The organism is Jidongwangia harbinensis (genome assembly GCF_020216025.1).
GTDB classification, from domain to species: Bacteria; Actinomycetota; Actinomycetes; order Mycobacteriales; family Micromonosporaceae; genus Actinoplanes; species Actinoplanes harbinensis.
Map to the genome: position 1 here is coordinate 36388 of NZ_JAIWNC010000047.1, position 18838 is coordinate 55225.

Annotated in this window: 11 protein-coding genes; 5 read left to right on the top strand and 6 right to left on the bottom strand. The window is 73.3% G+C overall.

Annotated features, from left to right (window positions below):
- Window positions 1-19: 19 nt before the first annotated feature.
- Window positions 20-3823: an SCO7613 C-terminal domain-containing membrane protein gene (locus LDL48_RS37650; protein ID WP_225259945.1), complete on the bottom strand. Its 3804-nt coding sequence runs from the start codon at window positions 3821-3823 to the stop codon at window positions 20-22.
- Between the two features lie 149 nt (window positions 3824-3972).
- On the opposite strand from LDL48_RS37650, the gene LDL48_RS37655 reads away from it, so the two are divergent.
- Both LDL48_RS37655 and LDL48_RS37660 read left to right on the top strand, forming a co-directional pair.
- Entirely contained in the window at window positions 3973-5739 is a 1767-nt protein-coding gene (locus LDL48_RS37655) for a sensor histidine kinase (RefSeq protein WP_225259946.1), read from the top strand.
- Entirely contained in the window at window positions 5736-7760 is a 2025-nt protein-coding gene (locus LDL48_RS37660; RefSeq protein WP_225259947.1) for a hybrid sensor histidine kinase/response regulator, read from the top strand. Before LDL48_RS37655 ends, LDL48_RS37660 begins: the two co-directional genes overlap by 4 nt.
- 10 nt (window positions 7761-7770) lie before the next feature.
- Here the strand turns inward: LDL48_RS37660 and LDL48_RS37665 are convergent, their stop codons facing one another.
- The 4 genes from LDL48_RS37665 to LDL48_RS37680 all read right to left on the bottom strand — a co-directional run bounded on the left by LDL48_RS37665 (window position 7771) and on the right by LDL48_RS37680 (window position 10005).
- Window positions 7771-8160 carry a TIGR03668 family PPOX class F420-dependent oxidoreductase gene (locus LDL48_RS37665; protein WP_225259948.1) on the bottom strand — a complete coding sequence of 130 codons (390 nt, stop codon included), beginning with the start codon at window positions 8158-8160 and terminating at the stop codon, window positions 7771-7773.
- Window positions 8157-8987: an LLM class F420-dependent oxidoreductase gene (locus tag LDL48_RS37670; protein ID WP_225259949.1), complete on the bottom strand. Its 831-nt coding sequence runs from the start codon at window positions 8985-8987 to the stop codon at window positions 8157-8159. Before LDL48_RS37670 ends, LDL48_RS37665 begins: the two co-directional genes overlap by 4 nt.
- A 10-nt stretch (window positions 8988-8997) precedes the next feature.
- Window positions 8998-9477 (bottom strand): GNAT family N-acetyltransferase, encoded by a 480-nt coding sequence (locus tag LDL48_RS37675; protein WP_225259950.1) that lies wholly within the window; start codon window positions 9475-9477, stop codon window positions 8998-9000.
- A 78-nt stretch (window positions 9478-9555) separates the two neighbouring features.
- Window positions 9556-10005 (bottom strand): hypothetical protein, encoded by a 450-nt coding sequence (locus LDL48_RS37680; RefSeq protein WP_225259951.1) that lies wholly within the window; start codon window positions 10003-10005, stop codon window positions 9556-9558.
- 219 nt (window positions 10006-10224) lie between these two features.
- Between LDL48_RS37680 and LDL48_RS37685 the strand changes: the two genes are divergently transcribed.
- Window positions 10225-11295: a helix-turn-helix domain-containing protein gene (locus LDL48_RS37685; RefSeq protein WP_225259952.1), complete on the top strand. Its 1071-nt coding sequence runs from the start codon at window positions 10225-10227 to the stop codon at window positions 11293-11295.
- A gap of 1075 nt (window positions 11296-12370) precedes the next feature.
- On the opposite strand, the gene LDL48_RS37690 is transcribed toward LDL48_RS37685, so the two are convergent.
- Complete coding sequence (locus LDL48_RS37690) at window positions 12371-15004, bottom strand: MGH1-like glycoside hydrolase domain-containing protein (protein ID WP_225259953.1); 2634 nt, start codon at window positions 15002-15004, stop codon at window positions 12371-12373.
- A 76-nt stretch (window positions 15005-15080) separates the two neighbouring features.
- Here LDL48_RS37690 and LDL48_RS37695 point away from each other — a divergent pair, with 76 nt between their 5' ends.
- A complete protein-coding gene (locus LDL48_RS37695) occupies window positions 15081-16985 on the top strand; it encodes an amylo-alpha-1,6-glucosidase (RefSeq protein ID WP_225259954.1) in 1905 nt (634 codons plus the stop codon).
- 567 nt (window positions 16986-17552) lie between these two features.
- Complete coding sequence (locus LDL48_RS37700) at window positions 17553-18752, top strand: fibronectin type III domain-containing protein (protein WP_225259955.1); 1200 nt, start codon at window positions 17553-17555, stop codon at window positions 18750-18752.
- The last annotated feature ends 86 nt before the right edge of the window (window positions 18753-18838 follow it).

Here is an 18838-nt window from a genome sequence, read left to right on the forward strand (position 1 = left end):
CTGTATGTATCCGCTGTCTTCAGTTCATCCGGGTCAGTGCGGCCCGGACCCGGGACAGGTCCCGCCGCCGTCGTTCCAGCGTCATGGCCAGCCCGACCAGCAGCAGCCCCGCCACGGCCAGCGGAATCCAGCGCGGCAACAGGTCCCACACCAGGGCCAGCTCATGGACGGCGGTGACCGCCAGCACCGCCCCGCCGGCCACGACCGGCGCCTGCAACCGGGCGTACGCGCCGGCCAGCAGCACCGCCAGCGCACCCAGGCCGAGCACCAGCCGCCGCACCGGCGCCCCGTCGTCGACCAGCACGGACGCACATGTGGGCAGCAGCGCCGCGGCCAGCGCCGGCCCGTACGCGGCCCAACTGCTCAGCTCCCGCCTCCGCCGCCACGCCAGCCATCCGGCCAGCAGCGCCACCGCGGCCGCCGGAAGCGTGTACGCCTCCCGCATCGCCACCTCGGCGTCCGCCACGAGCAGCCACCAGCCGAGCAGTTCCGCGCCGGCCGCGGCCACGACCAGCCCGTGCCGCACCACGGTGCGCTCCCCCGGCCACAGCGCACGCACCCCCAGCGCCAGACCCCACAACGTGCAGACCACGGCCATGGCCCGGACGGACCCGGCGGCCAACAGCACCGCCACCACCGCCCCGGCGTGCGCCGCCGCCTGCACGACCCGGCCCTCCAAAGCCCGCCGCCCGGCCCGCGATCCCCCGACGCCACCAGGGCCGGCATCCGCGCCCACCGCCCCGGACCCGGTCCCGATCCCGTCCAGGGCCGCCGCCCCGGATTCGGTCCGGTCCGCAGGTGTCCGGCGGCCGGCCAGGATGGTGCCGAGCGCCAGCGCCGCGGCCGCGGCGCCGAGGACGATGAAGGCGGTGGGCGTCAGCGCCAGATCCCAGGCCCGGCCCACGGTGAACGCCAGCCCGAAGCTGCCCACCACCGCGACCAGCCAGCCCACGATCCGTACGCCCATGGCCCGCCCCGCCACGCCGGCCACCGCACCGGCGACCAGCACACCGCCCAGGGCCGCCAGCGTCGAGGCGTGTGTCGGCAGCGCGCCCGCCAGCCCGGCACCGGCGGCCAGGGCGGCAACACCCGCGCACACCGCCGCGGTGATCCCGTCCCGGGCCGGCGGTCGCAACGCCAGCGTCAGCAGGACCGCGAGACCCGCCAGCAGACTCACCGCGGGCACCCCCGGCCACCGCACCCCTGCCGCGGCGACCGCCATCGGCCCGGCCACGATCACCACCGGGACGGCGCTCCCCACCGCCACCCGCAGCCACGCCACCGCCGAACCGCCACCCGACCCGGAGACCACCGAACCGCCACCCGACCCGGAGACCGCCGAACCGCCACCTTGCCCGGAGACCGCCGAACCGTCCCCCGACCACAGCAGCGCCGGTGCGCCCCGCAGCACCACGGCCACCAACGCCGCCAGCGCCACGGCGACCGTGTCGTCCGGGGCCACGTCGGCGAGTCCGGCCGGGTCGAGACCTACCCCGGCCGGGCGGCCGTCCCACACCGCGCCGAACCAGCCGTACGGTGCCACCAGCACCGACCACACGCTCTCCGCGACCGCCAGCACGAGGGCGAACCCGAGGGGCAGCGCGGCGGGCACCGCGACCCCGGGCCGGAGCGGCACGGTGACGGCGGTCAGCAGCAAGGCCACGGCCGCGTAGATGCCGGGCGAGTCACCGGACTCCAGTGCCCACAGCGGCGCGGTGATCAGCCCGAGCAGCACGGCGACGTGGGCGGGTCGCCGGTACGCCGTCCCGGCACGGTGCACCAGGAACGGCACGACCACCAGCGCGGCGGCCGAGGCGAGTACCGCCCGGGTCTGCCAGACCGCCGGCACGGACAACGCCACCGTGAGGGCCCAGACGGCGGCCGGTACGGCGAGCAGACCCCCGGCGAGCGAGACCGCGCCGGCATCCCCCCGGCGCTCGGGCCGGGCCAGTGCCGCCGCCGCGGTGCCGATCAGGGCGACCGCACCGAGCGTGGCGGCGGCCACCGCGGCCCGGCCGAATCCGGTCAGCACGGCATGCGCGACCAGCATCGCGGCGACGGCGCCGAACCAGACCACGGCACCCGGCACCGCACGCGCCCCAGCACCTCCCGGCCGCCACCCACCGACCCCGGCCGACCCGACCGGAGAAGCCCCGCCAGACCCATCAGCCAAAGACCCCGCCGCCGGAGACCCCACAACCGAAGACCCTGCGGCCGGAGAACCGGACGGTGTCGCCGTTCGGACCGCGAGCGCCACCGCCGCGCCCACCACCAGCAGATCCACCGCGGGCACGGACCACCAGGCCAACCCGAACCCGGCCGGCACGGTCAGGCCGAGCGCCGCCACACCCCCGATCACGCCGCAGCGACGCAGGCCCACCGGCAGCAGAGCGACCACCGCCGCGGCGACCAGGGCCACCACGGCCGGAAACTGCAAGCCGTTCCGCTCCACCGCGCGGCCCGGATCGGCGCCGAGAAACGGCTGGGCCGCTTCCACCGCACCGGACGCGGCGAACGCCACCACGATCAGCGTTACCGCGGCGGGCACCACGACGACGGCCACGGCACCGGCCCACGGGCCGCGCCGGACCACCGCCGGGAGCACCCGCCGAACCGCGACCGCGGCCCACGCCAGGCCGGCCACCAGCGCGGCGATCAGCACCGGCGCGTACTCGCCGTTGGCGAGGTTCAGCACCCGCGCCCCGCCGACGGCCAGCGCGACCACGATCAGTCCGCCGGCCACCGCCTGGGCGACCGCCACCCTGGCCAGTACCGCCGCGGCGGTCACCACCAGCACGGCGGTCACCAGGGCGGTCCCGCCCAGCGCGGCCTCGGCCACGGTCGACGCGACCGCCAGGGCGATCAGCGCTCCGAGTACGGACCACGCGATAGAAAGGAGACCGCAGAGGTACGCCGTGATACTGATTCCGGCCCATCCGCGTCCCCGAAAATAGATGACCGTGACATCGAGGGCGGCGACGGCGGCCAGCGTGAACGACCAGCCGGCCGGGTCGGGGTCGAGCGGCGCCACCAGCAGGGGCAGCACCGGCTGCGCGATCACCAGCGCCACGTAGCGGGGGCCGGCCAGACCGGTCACGTGCTCGTATCCGGCGGCGACCGCGGCGGTCACCGCGCACACCGCGCCCGCGTACCCGTAGGCGGAGTAGTCGGCGACGCCGAAGAGGTTCACGTACCAGGCGGCGTACCCGTCGAGCAGGACCAGCAGCAGGCCGAGCGCGGCGAACGTCTCGGCGGTGGCGCGCAGATCGCGGCGGAGCGCGAGCGGCGGAACGGCGAGCGCGACCGCGGTGAAGCCGGCGAGCAGGGCGGCCCGGCCGCCGAGGCCGAACTGGGACCAGGCCACCGCGGTGAACACGATCGCCGCCACCGCCAGCAGCAGACCGCCGAGCAGGAACAGCGCGTTCTGCACGAGCCGGGCGGACGTCTCGGGCCGGCGCACCCCGCCGCCAACCAGCCCGCCGCCACCCGGCCCGCCGCCACCCGGCCCGCCGGCCTGCCCGGACCCCAGACCGGCGACAGGCCCGGACGCGGGGCCGGCGGCCGGAGCGGCCCGGCGAGCGGCGGCCGCGACGGCCGCGCGGACGCGGGCCGCCGCGGTGTGCCGGCGTTGCCACGCGTCGCGAAGCTCGCCGTCCAACGCCTCGGCAGCCTGCCGGGCCGCCGCCAGGCGTGCGGTGAGCACACCGATCTCGGCGTCCAGGCGGACCACGGCGGCCGCGTCCGGATCGGGTCCGCGGCCACAGCCGGGGCATCCGGTGGCAACGTCGGCTTCGGTACGGCAGTACGGGCACGGGTAGGTCACGTCCTGATCCTCGTCTTCGCAGGCCGGGCCGCGATTGAGTCGTCGTACTCAGAACCCGCGAGTCCGCGAACCGGGCTTTCCCACCTACGGGATAGCGCGAAAGTTATATTTCTGGTATCAAACGGGGAATTCGGGCGGCGAGATCAGCGGTGGCGGACCGGCCGGGCCGGTACGGCGCCCTCCGCGCTGCCCTGGTCGCGGTGCCCCTGCTCGGGCTCACGGTGGCGGCCTCGGTGTGGTGCGGCGTGCTGGTCGCGGACCGCGAGGAGCGCGAGGCCGCGGTCCAGGCCGCCGACGCCCGCGAGTTCATCGACCGGCGCCTCGACCAGTACCAGGAGATGCTGATCGGTACCAGCGGCCTGCGCAGCGCCAGCACCGCGGTCACCCACCTCGAGTTCCACCGGTACGTCGCCCGCCTCGACATCCGGCGCCGCTACCCCGGCATCCAGGTGATCGGCTTCGCCCCGCTGGTCGCGGACCCGGCCCGGGCCGACTATGAGGTGACCGTCCGGCGCGACATCACGGCCAGCCGCCTGCCGTACCCCCGCTTCTCGATCCATCCCTCCGGGCAGCGTGCGGAGTACGCCCCGATCAGCTTCGTCGAACCGCAGGACGGCAACCAGCCGGCGCTGGGATTCGACCTGCTCACCGAGCCGGCCCGGCGCGCCGCGGTGCAGCGGGCCCGGGACACCGGCCGGGCCGCGGCCACCGCGCCGGTGACGCTGGTGCAGGAGACCGGCCGCCAGACCGGGTTCCTGATCATGGTGCCGTCGTACCGGACCGGTCTGCCCACCGCGACCGTCGACCAGCGCCGGGCGGCGTTCGCGGGGGTGGAGTACGCCGCGTTCCGGATGGGCGACCTGCTGGCCGGCGTGCTGGGGCCGACCAGGGTCTCGGAGCGCTCGCTGGCCGTCTACGACCGGGGACTGGCCGCCGACCCCACACCCGCCGCGCCGGCCGACCTGCTGCCTCGGGGCGACCGGGACGCCGCCGCGACCGACGGCGTGGTCCTGACGCTCGACGTCGGCGGCCGGCGCTGGGAGATCCACTACCGGCCCTCGGCGTCGCTCTCCTCCGGTCTGGAGAGCGCCGCGCCGATCACCATCGCGATCGTCGGCGTCCTGCTCAGCGGCCTCACCGCCTGGCTGTTCTGGGCGCTGTCCTCGGCCCGGACCCGGGCCGTCACGCTGGCCGGCCAGATGACCGCGAAGCTGCGGGCGAGCGAACGGCTGCTGGCCCGGTCCAACGGCGAACTGGAACGCTTCGCCTACGTCGCCTCGCACGACCTGCAGCAACCGCTGCGCACGGTGAGCAGCTTCCTCGGCCTGCTCCAGCGCCGCTACGACGACCGCCTCGACGACCAGGGCCGGGAGTACATCCGGTTCGCCGCCGACGGCGCGAAACGGATGTCCCAGCTGATCACGGAACTGCTCGCCTACTCCCGGATGAGCAGCGCGGAAGTCCCGGCGGCACCGACGCCGCTCAACACCGCCTGGGACGAGGCGGTGGCGAATCTGCACACCCCGATCGCCGAAGCCGGTGCGCGGGTCGACCGCGACGACCTTCCGGAGGTACGGGTGACCGCACTGCACGCCAACCAGCTGCTGCAGAACCTGATCGGCAACGCGATCACGTACCGTGGCGCGGACGCCCCGGTGGTGCACGCACATGCCGAGCGGGAGGGCGCGTTCTGGCGGATCACGGTGCGGGACAACGGCATCGGGATCGATCCGCGCCAGCACGAGCGCGTCTTCGTGGTGTTCCAGCGGCTGCACACCGCCGACGAGTACCCGGGCACCGGCATGGGGCTGTCCATCTGCAAGAAGATCGTGGAAAGCTACGGCGGACGGATCTGGGTGAAGTCCGCGCCCGGCCGCGGCGCGGCGTTCTCCTTCACCCTCCCGGCGGCCCGGTGAGCCCGCCCGGCGCCACCGTGCGCATCGTCCTGGTCGAGGACCAGGCCGCCGACGCCGCGCTGGTCGAGGCGCTGCTGTCCGAGGCGGCCGACGAGACGTTCGTGGTCGAGCACTTCACCCGGCTCGGCCCGGCGCGCGACCATCTCGGGGCGCGCGGCGCGGACTGCGTACTCCTGGATCTGTCCCTGCCCGACGCCGAGGGGTACGACGCGGTGCAGGAACTGCGCCGCGACGTGTCCGGCGTACCCCTGGTGGTGCTCTCCGGCCGGCCCGACCGCGACCTGATGGTCGCCGTGCTCCGCGCCGGTGCCCAGGACTATCTGGTCAAGGGCACGGTCGACGGTGAGCAACTGGCCCGCGCCATCCGGCACGCGATCGAGCGCAAGCGGATCGAGGAGGCGCTGCGGCACAGCGAACGGCAGATGCGGTGGCAGCAGGACCAGAGCCGGCTGATCATCCAGAGTGCCGGCGACCCGTTCGTGAGCATGGACGTCGACGGCCTGATAACCGACTGGAACGACCGCGCGGAGCAGGTGTTCGGGTGGGAACGGCACGAGGTGATCGGCCGGCCTCTGGCCGAGACGCTGATCCCGCCGGCCATGCGGGACGCGCACCGGACCGGGCTGCGCCGGCTGCTGGACGGTGGCCGGCCCCGGCTGACCGGCCGCCGGGTCGAGGTGCCCGCGCTGCACCGGTCCGGCCGGGAACTGCCGGTCGAGCTGTCCATCTGGCAGGTCGGCGTCGGCGCCGACCGCCACTTCCACGCCTTCATGCACGACATCACCGAGCGGCTCGAACTGCAGACCGCCCGCGAGCACGCCCAGGCCCAGGCCGAACGCGACCTGTACGAGCGCCGGCTGCACCAGGCCCAGCGGCTGGAGTCGCTGGGCCAGCTCGCCGGCGGCGTGGCGCACGACTTCAACAACCTGCTCGCGGTCATCGTGAACTACCTGGAGTTCGTCGCCGAGGACGTGGCCGCCGCGGCGGCCCGCGATCCGGCGACCTGGAAGCGGACCGGCGAGGACGTCGACCAGATCCGCCGCACCACCGAGCGCGCCACCCGGCTGGTGCAGCAGCTGCTGACGTTCGGCCGGCGCGACATCGCGCAGCCCGAGGTGCTGGACATCGCCGCGGTCGTCGCCGAGGTGGAACAGCTGCTGCTGCGCACCATCGGCGAGCGCGTGGAGCTGCGGACCGCCACCGAACCCGGGCTGTGGCGGGTCCGGATCGACTCCGGTCAGCTCGAACAGATCCTGGTCAACCTGGTGGTCAACGCCCGCGACGCGATGCCCACGGGCGGCCGGGTCACCGTCTCCGGCTCCAACGTCACCCTCGACGAGCACGCCGCGGCCGGGTTCGCGGTGTCCCCCGGCCGGTACGCGCGGCTGGACGTGACCGACACCGGCGTGGGCATGACCCGGGAGACCGCGGACCGGATCTTCGAGCCGTTCTTCACCTCCAAGCCGCTCGGTGCGGGCACCGGTCTGGGCCTGGCCACGGTCTACGGCATCGTCACCAACGTCGGCGGTCAGGTCCGGGTCGACTCCGAACCCGGGCGGGGCACCACGATGACCGTGCTGCTGCCGGCCACCGACGAGGCCCCGGCGTCCGCGGCCGAGGCCCCGGCGCCGGCCGCCCGGCGCGGCGGCGACGAGACGATCCTGCTGGCCGAGGACGAACCGGCGCTCCGCGAGGTCACCCGGCGCATCCTGGAACGGCACGGGTACCGCGTGCTGGCCGCCGAGGACGGCGCCGCGGCGGTGGCCCTCGCAAGGCGCCACGTCGAGGACGTCGACCTGCTGCTCACCGACGTGGTCATGCCGGGCCTGAACGGGCCGCTGGTGGCCGAGGCGCTGACCGCGCTGAAGCCACGGGTCCGCATCCTGTTCATGTCCGGGTACGCCCCGGGGCTGACCGAAGACGGCACGCTGGGCCCGGACGTCGCGCTGATCGCCAAGCCGTTCGCCGAGGCGGCGCTGCTCGACCGGGTCCGGCAGATCCTGGACTCCGGCCCGCCGTGACCGGGGGACGTCACACCGGCCAGGCCGACCAGCGCAGCACCTCGATCGCCACGAACGGTCCCGGCGGCGGCGTCCCGCGGTACTGCGGATAGCGCGCGGCCAGCGCCGCGACCGCCTCGGGGGCCGACTCGCGCACCCGGGCCACACCGTCGGCGCGGACCCACCAGAGCGCGGACCAGTCCTCGTCGTAGTGGTCGGCGAGCACACTGACCCGCGGCTCGTGCGCGATGTTCGCCAGCCGGCGCAGCCGCCGGTGCCGCTTCGGCTTGGCGTCGACCGCCGTGTGGATGACGTCGCCGACCAGCGCGAACACGATCGGCACCAGATGCGGCGCGCCGGTGTCGTCGACGGTGGCGAGCCGGGCGACCCGCGCACCGGCGAATCGCTCGGCCGGCGTCATCCGCCGGTGACCTCGTTGATCGCCTGCTCCCATCGCTCCAGGCCGCGCTCCACCACGCTCCACGGCCCGGACGGCAGCCACATCGACGCGCGGTGCACGCCGGCGCGCTCCAGCTGCTCCAGCACCTTCGGGTCGGGCGGCACGCTGAGCACCTGGACCTGCAGGTGCCGGTCGGCGCGGGCGGTGAGTTCGGCGATCCGCGCGAGCACGTCCCGGTCGTGCCACTGCGGGAACCAGCCGTCGCCGTACGCCAGCACGCGGTCCAGCACGGTCGGCCCGCCGCCGCCGATGTAGACCGGCGGCCACGGCTTCTGGGCGGGCTTGGGCGCGGACCAGATCCGGTCGAAGCTCACGAACTCCCCGGCGAAGCTGGCCTCCTCCTGGCTCCAGATCGCCTGCATCGCCTGGATCCGTTCGCCCAGCAACGCCATCCGGGTGCGCGGGTCGGTGCCGTGGTTGGCCATCTCCTCGCGGTTCCAGCCGGCACCCACGCCGAACTCCATCCGGCCGCCGGACAGGTGGTCGATGCTGGCGACCTCCTTGGCGGTGACGATCGGGTCGCGCTGGATCAGCAGGCAGACGCCGCTGCCGACCCGCAGCCGGCTGGTCGCGGACGCGGCCGCGGTCAGCGCCACGAACAGGTCGTAGGTGTGCCAGTACTTGCGCGGCAGGTCCGCGCCGCCGGGCCAGGGCGTCTCCCGGCTGGCCGGGATGTGCGTGTGTTCCGCGAAGAAGAGCGCGTCCTGGCCGCGCTCCTCCAGTTTGCGGGCGAGGGGGCCGGGTCCGATGCCGTCATGGGTGGGGAAGTATCCGACGCCGTATTCCATGCCGTCGATGTTAGGCCCGGTTCAGGTCGGCCACGAGGATGTCGTACGTCTCGGCGGGGGCGTGCAGGCCGCGCAGTGCGGGCTCGTCCGGCTGAACGTACCCGAGCCGGAGGTAGAACCGGCGCGCCGCGCGGTTGGACTCGTCCACGCCGAGCAGCACACGGGTGTGGCCCCGACCGCGCAGTCGCCGCTCGGCCGCCCGGATCAGCCCGGTGCCGACGCCCTGACGGCGATGCGCCGCCGCCACGTGGAGATGGAAGATGACCGGCACGCCGGGCAGATACTTGCGCACCGCGGGTTCGTCGGCGACGTCCCAGGACACGAAGACGGCGCCGACCGGACGACCGTCCCGCAGCGCGACGAGGATCTCGCCCAGTCCGCGCCGCCACTGGGACGCCCGGCTCCGGAACAGGTGGTACTGCTCCGGCCCGAAGGCGTCGGCGAACCGGTCGAGGTCGCCCGGTTCCGCGACCCGGACCTCGCCCTCCATCGACACAGCTAATCCGAACGTCCGGGACCTGGCTAGCCGGGCCGTGTCCCGGCCGCCGGCCGGGACACGTCGGGTACCTCAGTCACCGATGATCGCCACGATCACCGCCCCGATCAGAACGGCCAGCGCGGCGACGAGGGAGATCGCCACGCCGAGCGCCGAGAACAACAGCCTGGACATCGCCCAGAGACTGGACACTACGGTGCGTAAACCGTCCAAGGCGAACCCCAGCAACATGATCACGACCACCACGGCGATGACGCCGAACACGTCGTTCGGCGCCTGCCCGGTTGCCTGACCAGCCAGAAGAGAAACAGGAAGTTGATGTACGTCGGCGAGTTCCGGCGTTATGGTCATGTGAATGCAGGCCTTCCCTGGCGAAGAGATGTGTCTGCCGAGCACCTCCGGCCGCAATCCGGGGGTGCTCTCTTCTTCCGCACCGAAGCGGTGCGCGCGGATCCAGACGGACGATCCGTTGAGCGGCGGGCCACGCCCTCGTGGCAGACGGTCGGTAATCGGCATCGCCATCACCTCTTCGTCCGAGGTAGCAACTTCAGCAGTCGCTGTACGCTCAGCCTAATATTCAGCGACCGGCTGAAGTAGACGGTCGGATTCGTCCTTTCTGGCGCCTGGGCCGACTATGCCGCGTTCCGTCGAGTCCGGTCACATACTCGCCGCAAACCGGGTTTAGTCTGCTCGCTGAGCTTCAGCGGCAACGCACTGAAATTTCTGAAGGGAGCGGCATCGATGCCCTCCGTCACCCCGCTCGCCGACCGCCTCAGAGACCTGCGCACCGGCGGCTGGGCCGGCCAGCCCCTGACCCAGTCGCGGCTGAGTCGTGCGCTCGGCGTGAGCGTGCCGCTCGTCTCGTCCTGGGAGCACGGCACGCCGCCGCCGGACGAGCGGATCGACGCCTACGCGCGGCTGTTCGCCCGGGCCGGCACCGCGCTGAACGGCAAACCGCAGCTGCCGGCGGAGGACGACCTCGACGACGCCGAGCGCGCCTCCTACGTCAAGCTGCGCCGCGAGCTGCTGGCGCTGCGCGACCACGCCGACGGGACCGCGACCGTGGTCACCGCCACCAGCCCGCTGCAGTACCCGCCCGGGGAAGCCATCACCATCGTCTGCTCCGAGCTGCCGGAACGTCTCCGCTCCCAGTTCGGCTGGGCCCGGTCCCACCACCCCGACTACATCGAGTCCTACAAGTACGCGGATCTCGACGCCCTGATCGAGTTGCTGCCGTACGTCCGCTGGCTCAACCCGGTCAACCCGGTCACCGTGGGCATCGTCCGGGAGCTGTCCACCGACGACCTCACCGCGCACCTGATCGCGCTCGGCGGGGTGGACTTCAACGAGGTGACCGCCGCGGCGTTGTCCGACCTGGAGCACGTACCGGTGAAGCAACTGCTGCGGCCCAGCGACGACGACCCCGGCGGATTCTCGGTGGGCGGCGGATCGCGGCGTCGTGATCTGAAACCGAAACTCATCCGGGAGCATGGCAACACCACGCTGAAGGAGGACGTGGCGCACTTTCTCCGCGCACCGAATCCCTATAATCACGCCCGGACCCTGACCTCCTTCAACGGCATGTACAGCCGGGGTAGCTACGGGGTGGTGCGGGCCCTGACCGATCCGAAGATCCAGGAGCGGAACGCGGCCTACATCGCCCGTAGATTTCCCCCGGCCGACACCTATAGCATCGTCTGCCGCGTGAAGATCGTCGCCAATGAAGTGGTCGTTCCGGACTGGACGCGGGACGACATTCGCCTACACGAGTGGCCGGAGGCCGGGGATGAGCGTTCCACCGCCACGCCCTAGGCCCGCACAGTCGCCATTCCATGATCAATTGCTCGAACGGCCGCCAGTCGCCACCCGTCGCACCCGGATCGACGGGATCGTCGTACCCGCCTCGCGGCACGGCAGCCGGTTGCAGCCCGCCATGGCGCTCGCGGCCGGCCTGGGCTGCCCCCTGCTCGTGCTGTGCAGTCATCGGACGGAGGCCGCCGACGTGCGGGCCGCGGCACGGCAGGCGGGCGCCACCGTGCACCCGGTCGACATGCGGACCGTGCACACGCTGCCCCGGCTACTCACCACCGCGCTCCTGGCGGAGACGCCGTTCCGCTACCGCCGGGACACGCCCGCCAAGCGCAACCTCGGTCTCGCCGTCGCCCACATGGCCGGATGGCGGCGCATCCTGGCGCTCGACGACGACATCCACGATCTCGGCGTGGACACCGTGGAACGGGCCGCCACCCTGCTCGACCTGTACGACGTGGTCGGCATGGACAACGTCGGGTTCCCGGACAACTCGGTGGTCTGTCACGCCATCCGCGACACCGGCGGCCGGCAGGGCACGTTCATCGGGTCCGGCGCGATGCTGTACACCGCCGCCCGCACCACCTCCTTCTTCCCCGAGGTGTACAACGAGGACTGGTTCTTCCTGCTGAACTCCGCGGAACTCGCCAAGTGCGCGGTGTCCGGCCGGTTCGCGCAGGCGAAGTTCGACCCGTACGCGAATCCCACCCGGGCCGGCGCCGAGGAGTTCGGCGACTGCCTGGCCGAAGGGGTCTTCGCGCTGATCGAGGCCGGCCTGACCACGGCCGACGGCGACCACACGTTCTGGACCAGGTTCCTGGCCGACCGGGCCCGGATCATCGAGCACCTCCTGCAGCTCCTGCCGCGGCAGCAGGACTTGACCGCCTTCCGCCGGCAGCAGATCGCCGCATCACTGCGGGCCGCACGCGCCAGCCTGCACCGGATCACCCCGACGCTGTGCTTCAACTACCTCGCCGCGTGGCGGCGGGACCGGGACATCTGGCGCGAGTGGATCGAGTCGCTGCCGCGCGGCCGGACCGTCGACGAGGCGCTCGCCCACCTCGGCGTCCCGTCCGGTTCACCGCCGGTGCAGGGTCAGGATCAGGTCCGCGACCAGGGCGGTCCAGCCGGTCTGGTGCCAGGCACCGAGGCCCGCACCGTTGTCACCGTGGAAGTACTCCGGGAACACGATGAGGTCCTTCCAGTCCGGGTGGGTCTGGAACTTCTCTGCGGCGCCGTAGATCGGGCGCCGTCCCCATGAGTCCGGCACGAACAGCGACACCAGCCGCCGGGAGAGGTCGTCGGCCACCTCGGTGAGCGAGACCTTGGTGGCGGAGCCGGTCGGGTACTCCACCTTCAGGTCGTCGCCGTAGAACGCGGCGAACTCCCGCAGCGCCTCGATGAGGAGGAAGTTCACCGGCATCCACACCGGACCGCGCCAGTTGGAGTTGCCGCCGAACAGGCCGCTGGTGCTCTCCGCCGGCTCGTACCCGACGGTGAAGTCGGAGCCGCCCAGCGAGACCGTGAACGGCTTGTCCAGATGCGCCCGGGACAGCGTGCGCAACCCGAAGTCGGACAGGAACTCCTCCGGGTCCAGCATCCGGGCGAGGATCCGCAACAGCTGGTCCTGGCCCACCATGGACAGCAGGCGCTGCTGCCGGCCGTCCGGCGACAACCGGCGGGCACTGATCACGTCGGCGTAGTCCGCCTGGTTGGCCAGCATCCAGCGCAGCCGCGCGCCGAGTTCGGGCAGCCGGTTCAGCGTGCCGGCGGTGAGGCGGGTGGTGGCCGCGAGCGGCAGCAGGCCCACGATGGACCGGGCCTTCAGTGGCAGCCGGTGCCCGTCCGGCAGCCGCAGCACGTCGTAGAAGAAACAGTCCTCGGAATCCCACAGACCCTGCCGGTACGCCGCACCCGCGATGTACGCGAAGTGCTCGAAGAACTTCGTCGCCATGTCCGAGTACGTCGGGTCGTGCAGCGCCAGCCGGATCGACATGTCCAGCAGGTTCAGCGCGTACATCGCCATCCAGCTGGTGCCGTCGGACTGCTCCAGCACCCCGGCCACCGGCAGCGCCGCGGACCGGTCGAACGGGCCGACGTTGTCCAGGCCGAGGAAGCCGCCCTCGAAGACGTTGTTGCCGCCGACGTCCTTGCGGTTCACCCACCAGGTGAAGTTGAGCAGCAGCTTGTGCATGACCCGGGCGAGGAAGTCGAAGTCCCGCCCGCCGTCGATCTCGAAGACCTTCAGCGCGGCCCAGGCGTGCACCGGCGGGTTGACGTCGCCGAACGCCCACTCGTACGCGGGGATCTGGCCGTTGGGGTGCATGTACCACTCGCGCAGCAACAGCAGCAGCTGGCTCTTCGCGAAGCCCGGATCCACCCGGGCGATGGTGACCACGTGGAACGCCAGGTCCCAGGCCGCGTACCACGGGTACTCCCACGGGTCCGGCATGGAGACCACGTCGAAGCTGTTCATGTGCCACCAGGCGTTGTTCCGCCCGTACCGGCGGCCCGGTGGCGGCGGCGCCGAACCCGGGTCGCCGGTCAGCCACTGCTTGACGTCGAAGTGGTAGAACTGCTTGCCCCACATCAGCCCGGCGATGGCCTGCCGCGCCACGGCGGCCTCCTCGTCGCCGGCCGCGGCGGGAATCAGCTCGGCGTAGAACGCGTCCGCCTCGGCGCCGCGGTCGCGTACCACCGTGGCGAAGCCCTCGCCCAGGTCGGCGGCCGGCGGCCGGTCGTCCTCGCTGCGGAACAGCCGCAGCCGGATCTGCCGGCTGCCGCCGCCCGGCACGGTGACCCGGTAGTGCAGCGCGCCCTTGGTGCCGACGCCGGCCGGGTTCACCGTGGGCGCGCCGGTGATCAGGTGGTCGTTGATGCCGTCCTTCGGGTACTGGGTGGTGCCGGGCAGGCCCCACAGGCGCTGCGCGTTGGTCTCGTTGTCGCACATCAGCGCGGGCGGTTCGCCCTCGCCGTCCAGCACGATCGAGCCGAGGGTACGGTGCCGGCCGTGCAGCCGGCCCGGAGTGCCGTCGATCGACGGTACGGCGTGCCGCCCCGGCAGCCCCCACGACCAGGTGTTGCGGAACCACAGCGTGGGCAGCACGTGCAGGGTTGCCTCGTCCGGGCCGCGGTTGGCGACGGTGATCTCGATGCACATGTCGGTCGGGCCGGCCTTGGCGTAGTCGACGGTGACCGCCCAGAACCGGTCGTCGTCGAAGACGCCCGTGTCGACCAGTTCGTACTCCGGTTCCTCCCGGGTCCGCTGCCCGTTGACCCGGACCAGGTCGTTGTACGGGAACGCGGCCTGCGGATAGTGGTATCGCCAGCGCATCCACGAGTGGGTGGGCGTGGAGTCCTGGTACCACCAGTACTCCTTGCAGTCCTCGCCGTGGTTGCCGCCGTCGCCGCCGAGGCCGAACATCCGCTCCTTGAGGATCGGGTCCCGGCCGTTCCACAGCCCCAGCGCGAAGCAGAACGTCTGCCGGTCGTCGCACACCCCGGCCATGCCGTCGTCGTTCCACCGGTACGCCCGGGACCGGGCGTGGTCGTGCGGGAAGTAGTCCCAGGCGGTGCCGTGCTCGCTGTAGTCCTCGCGCACCGTGCCCCAGGCACGTTCCGCCAGGTAGGGACCCCAGACCCGCCACGGCTGCGCACCAGAGTCGGCCTGGGCCAGGCGTTCACGCTCCGCCACGCCGGTGCTCACCCCCATAGTTCGACCTTCTCCTCCGCCGTCGACGACACTGAGTTTGTCACCGGCACATGTGGTGAAGATTAATCGGAGGATCATGCGGCGTTTCGCGTTCGGCCCTGCGGTGTGCGGTCATCTCGACGAGGGCACCGCCCGCGAGTGGCTGATCCCGGACGGGTGCGGCGGGTACGCCACCGGCACGGTGAGCGGCCTGCGGACCCGGCGGTACCACGGTCTGCTGGTGGTGGCCGGTGCCGACCCGGCCCGGCGGCACCTCGGCCTGGCCGCGCTCGACGCCGTGCTGACCTGGCCGTCCGGCCGGGTGGCCCGGCTCGGCACGCACGAGTGGGCGGACCACACCGTGGCGCCCCGCGGGCACCGCCTGCTGGCCGGCTTCGAGCTGGTGGACGGGCTGCCCCGGTGGCGCTGGCGGGTCGGCGACGTGGTGCTGGAACGCACGCTCGCGATGCGGCACGGGCGGCCCAGCCTGGCGGTGGTGCACCGGCTGCTCGCCGGCGGCCCGGTGAGCCTGGCCGTGGAGGCGCTCGTCACCTGGCGCGACGTGCACGGCGAGCGGACCGCGGACGGGCCGCCGCCGCGGGTGACGACCACCGCGGACGGCTGCGTGGTGGAGCACGCGTACCGCTTGCGCGGCCCGGACTTCCGCCCGGCCGGTGTCTGGCACCGCGGGGTGCGGCACCGCGAGGAGGCGGCCCGCGGGCTCACCCCCACCGAGGATCTCTGGTACGCCGGGAGCTTCCACGCCGAACTCCGCCAGCCCGGGGCCACCGTGTCGGTGTCCGCCTGGGCCGGCGACCTGGACGACCCGCCACCCCCGGCGCCGGACGTGGTGGCCGCCGCCCGGGTGCGCAACCGGGCCGTGGTGGCGGCCGCCTCCCCCGCCGACGAGGCCCAGGCCACCCTGGCGCTGGCCGCCGACGCGTTCGTGGTGCGGACCCCGGCCGGGCCGGACGTGGTGGCCGGGTACCCGTGGTTCGGCGCCTGGTCCCGGGACACCATGATCAGCTACGAGGGCCTGTTCCTGGCGACCGGCCGCGCCGAACTCGGGCGTGACCTGCTGCGCGGGTACGCCGGCACGCTGTCCGAGGGCATGCTGGCGAACACCGCCGACACCGGCACGGTGGAGTACAACACCGCCGACGGCACGCTGTGGTTCCTGCACGCGGTGGGCCGGCACGTGGCGGCCACCCGGGACACCGACCTGGCCGCCGAGCTGCTGCCCGCGCTGACCGGGGTGGTGGACGCCCACCTGGCCGGCACCCGGTACGGCATCGGCGCCGACCCGGCCGACGGCCTGCTCCGCCAAGGTGCCGCCGGGGAGGCCCTGACCTGGATGGACGCGAGGGTGGACGGGGTGCCGGTGACCCCCCGGGCGGGCAAGGCGGTGGACATCAACGCCCTGTGGGTGAACGCGCTGGCCGTGGTGATCAAGCTGGCCTGGCAGGCCCGGACCGGCGCCGGGGCCGCGCAACGGGCCCACCCGGCGGCGCTCGCCGCGTTCGCCCGCCGCTTCCCGGCACCCACCGGCTGGCTGTACGACGTGCTCGACGGCCCCGGCGGCGACGACGCCACGCTGCGGCCGAACCAGTTGCTGGCCTGGTCGCTGCCGTACGCGCCGCTGCGCCCCGAACCGGCCGTGCTTCAGCGCATCGGTGCCGCCCTGATGACACCGCTGGGCCCGCGCAGCCTGGCGCCGAGCGAGCCCGGATACCGCGGCCGGCACCGGGGCACGCCGGCCGAACGCGACACGGCGTACCACACCGGGACGGTCTGGCCCTGGCTCACCGGCCCGTACGTGGCCGCGTGGGCCCGGTTGGGCGTCTCCGCGGACCAGACGTTGTGCGACGCGGACGGCCACCTCGGCGAGTACGGCATCGGCTCGGTGTCGGAGACCGCGGACGGCGACGCCCCGCACGCCGCCACCGGCTGCCCGTTCCAGGCCTGGTCGGTGGCGGAAGCACTACGGGCCCGCCGAATGTAGCGGTTCGACTGTTTCGCCCGATTTTTTCTTCTAGCCTTCGCGTGGAGCCGGGTGCAGTCCTTCGCCCGGGCGAAGCAGCGGGGGATCGATTTGCGTAACAAGGTCATGTCGGTGGAGCGGGGCGGCCGGCGGGCGCTGCGGTATGCCGTCGGGGTGCTGGCGGTGGCGGCGGTCGTGGGGGTGCAGGCGGCTCCGGCCACGGCGGTCGGGCCGGCGACAGCTACGTCAACAGCAACGGCGACAGCTGGAGACAGCCTCGCCCGGAAGACGGACGCCGCCAGCAAGGCCGCCAAGGCCGCCAAGGCCGGCAAGGCCGCCAACGCCGGCAAAGCTGACGGCGACCGGAAGGTTGCGGCTAAGGCTGAGTCGGCGAAGGCAGCGAAGGCCAGGCGCGCCGCCGCCCGCCGCGCCGCCGCCCAGCCCGGCGACGCTCGGCCTGGCGATCGTCGGCCCGGCGATCGTCGACCCGGCGATCGGCGGCCCGGCGATGGTCGGCCCGGCGATGGTCGGCCCGGCGATGGTCGGCCCGGCGATGCTCAGGCGCGGTCCGTCCCGACCTCGGTGGACGTGACCGTCGACGGTCAGGCGGCAACCGTGACGATCGCCTGGACGCTTCCGGACGAGAACACCGCCGCCGTCGGCTTCCGGCTCAATGGCGACACCACCATCGAGTGCGCCGAAACCGCCACGGCCAGCGGCTCGTGCCAGCTCACCGAGGTGCCGCCGGGAAGCTATGCGGTCGAGTACCGCGAGGACGAAGGCAGCTGGACGGACGCCGACGCCGACGCGGACGTCCCGGTGGCCCCGCCGGTCGCGGTCACCGCGACGCCGACGCTGCACGGCCTCACCGTGGCGTGGGGGCCGTCGCCCAGCCCCGGGGTGACCGGTTACGTGGCCACGGCGACGCCGGTCGGCGGCGAGCCGGTGTCCTGCCAGTCGACCACCGGCTGCGCGCTGACCGGCCTGACCTACCGGGAGTACACGGTCAGTGTGGTGGCGAAGACCGCCGGCCCTGAGTCGGAGGGCGCGACCGTCGCCGCCACCCCGTTGCCCGAGACCCCGCCCGCGCCGACCGGCGTGACCGCGAAGCTGAGCGGCCCGAACGCGATCACCATCTCCTGGAAACCGGTCACCAGCGCCCTCGGCGTGCCGATCAAGTACATGGGCGGCATCGGGGCGGAGAACTGGGGCACCGGCTGCTGGGACGAACCCCGGGACGCGCTGACCTGCACGGTCGACGACCTGCCGGCCGGCACGGCGTACACGATCACGGCCTACGCCATCGGCGACGTGATGTCCGAGCCCGGACGCGCGGCGGCGAAGCTGACCATCCCGCTGCCGTCGTCGATCCCGGACGGCGCGCCCCCGATGCGGTCCGACCTGGATGGCGCCGACCCGGCCGCCGGCGACTCGATCACCATTTCCGGTACCGGCTACCAGCCCTACAGCACGGTGCTGCTCGCGATCTACTCGGAGCCGGTGACGCTGGGCTCGGCGACCGTCGAGGACGACGGTACGTTCTCCGCCACGGTGAAACTGCCCGACGGGTACGTGGGCGAACACTCGCTACTCGCCAGCGGCACCGGCCTCGACGGCAAGCCGCGCTACATGCAGCTGGCACTCACCATCGCCGCGGGCGGCGGTGGCGGCCTGCCGGTGACCGGCACCCCGGTGGCGCTGCTGCTGGCGCTCGGCGCCGGCCTGGTCCTGGGCGGCGGCGGCCTGCTGACCGCGTCCCGTCCACGGCGGGCGCTCACCACCGCATAACCACGGCACGATCACCGTCGGGCGGGCCCCCGCCCCGCGGGGTGCGGCCGACAGCGGGGCCCCGCGCGGGACGCGGGCCCGCCCCC

Coding starts and splice junctions, on each gene's coding strand:
- LDL48_RS37665 (WP_225259948.1), bottom strand. CDS start 8,160: ATGACGCCGGCCGAGCGATTCGCCGGTGCGCGGGTCGCCCGGCTCGCC.
- LDL48_RS37670 (WP_225259949.1), bottom strand. CDS start 8,987: ATGGAATACGGCGTCGGATACTTCCCCACCCATGACGGCATCGGACCC.
- LDL48_RS37675 (WP_225259950.1), bottom strand. CDS start 9,477: ATGGAGGGCGAGGTCCGGGTCGCGGAACCGGGCGACCTCGACCGGTTC.
- LDL48_RS37680 (WP_225259951.1), bottom strand. CDS start 10,005: ATGGCGATGCCGATTACCGACCGTCTGCCACGAGGGCGTGGCCCGCCG.
- LDL48_RS37685 (WP_225259952.1), top strand. CDS start 10,225: ATGCCCTCCGTCACCCCGCTCGCCGACCGCCTCAGAGACCTGCGCACC.
- LDL48_RS37690 (WP_225259953.1), bottom strand. CDS start 15,004: ATGGGGGTGAGCACCGGCGTGGCGGAGCGTGAACGCCTGGCCCAGGCC.
- LDL48_RS37695 (WP_225259954.1), top strand. CDS start 15,081: ATGCGGCGTTTCGCGTTCGGCCCTGCGGTGTGCGGTCATCTCGACGAG.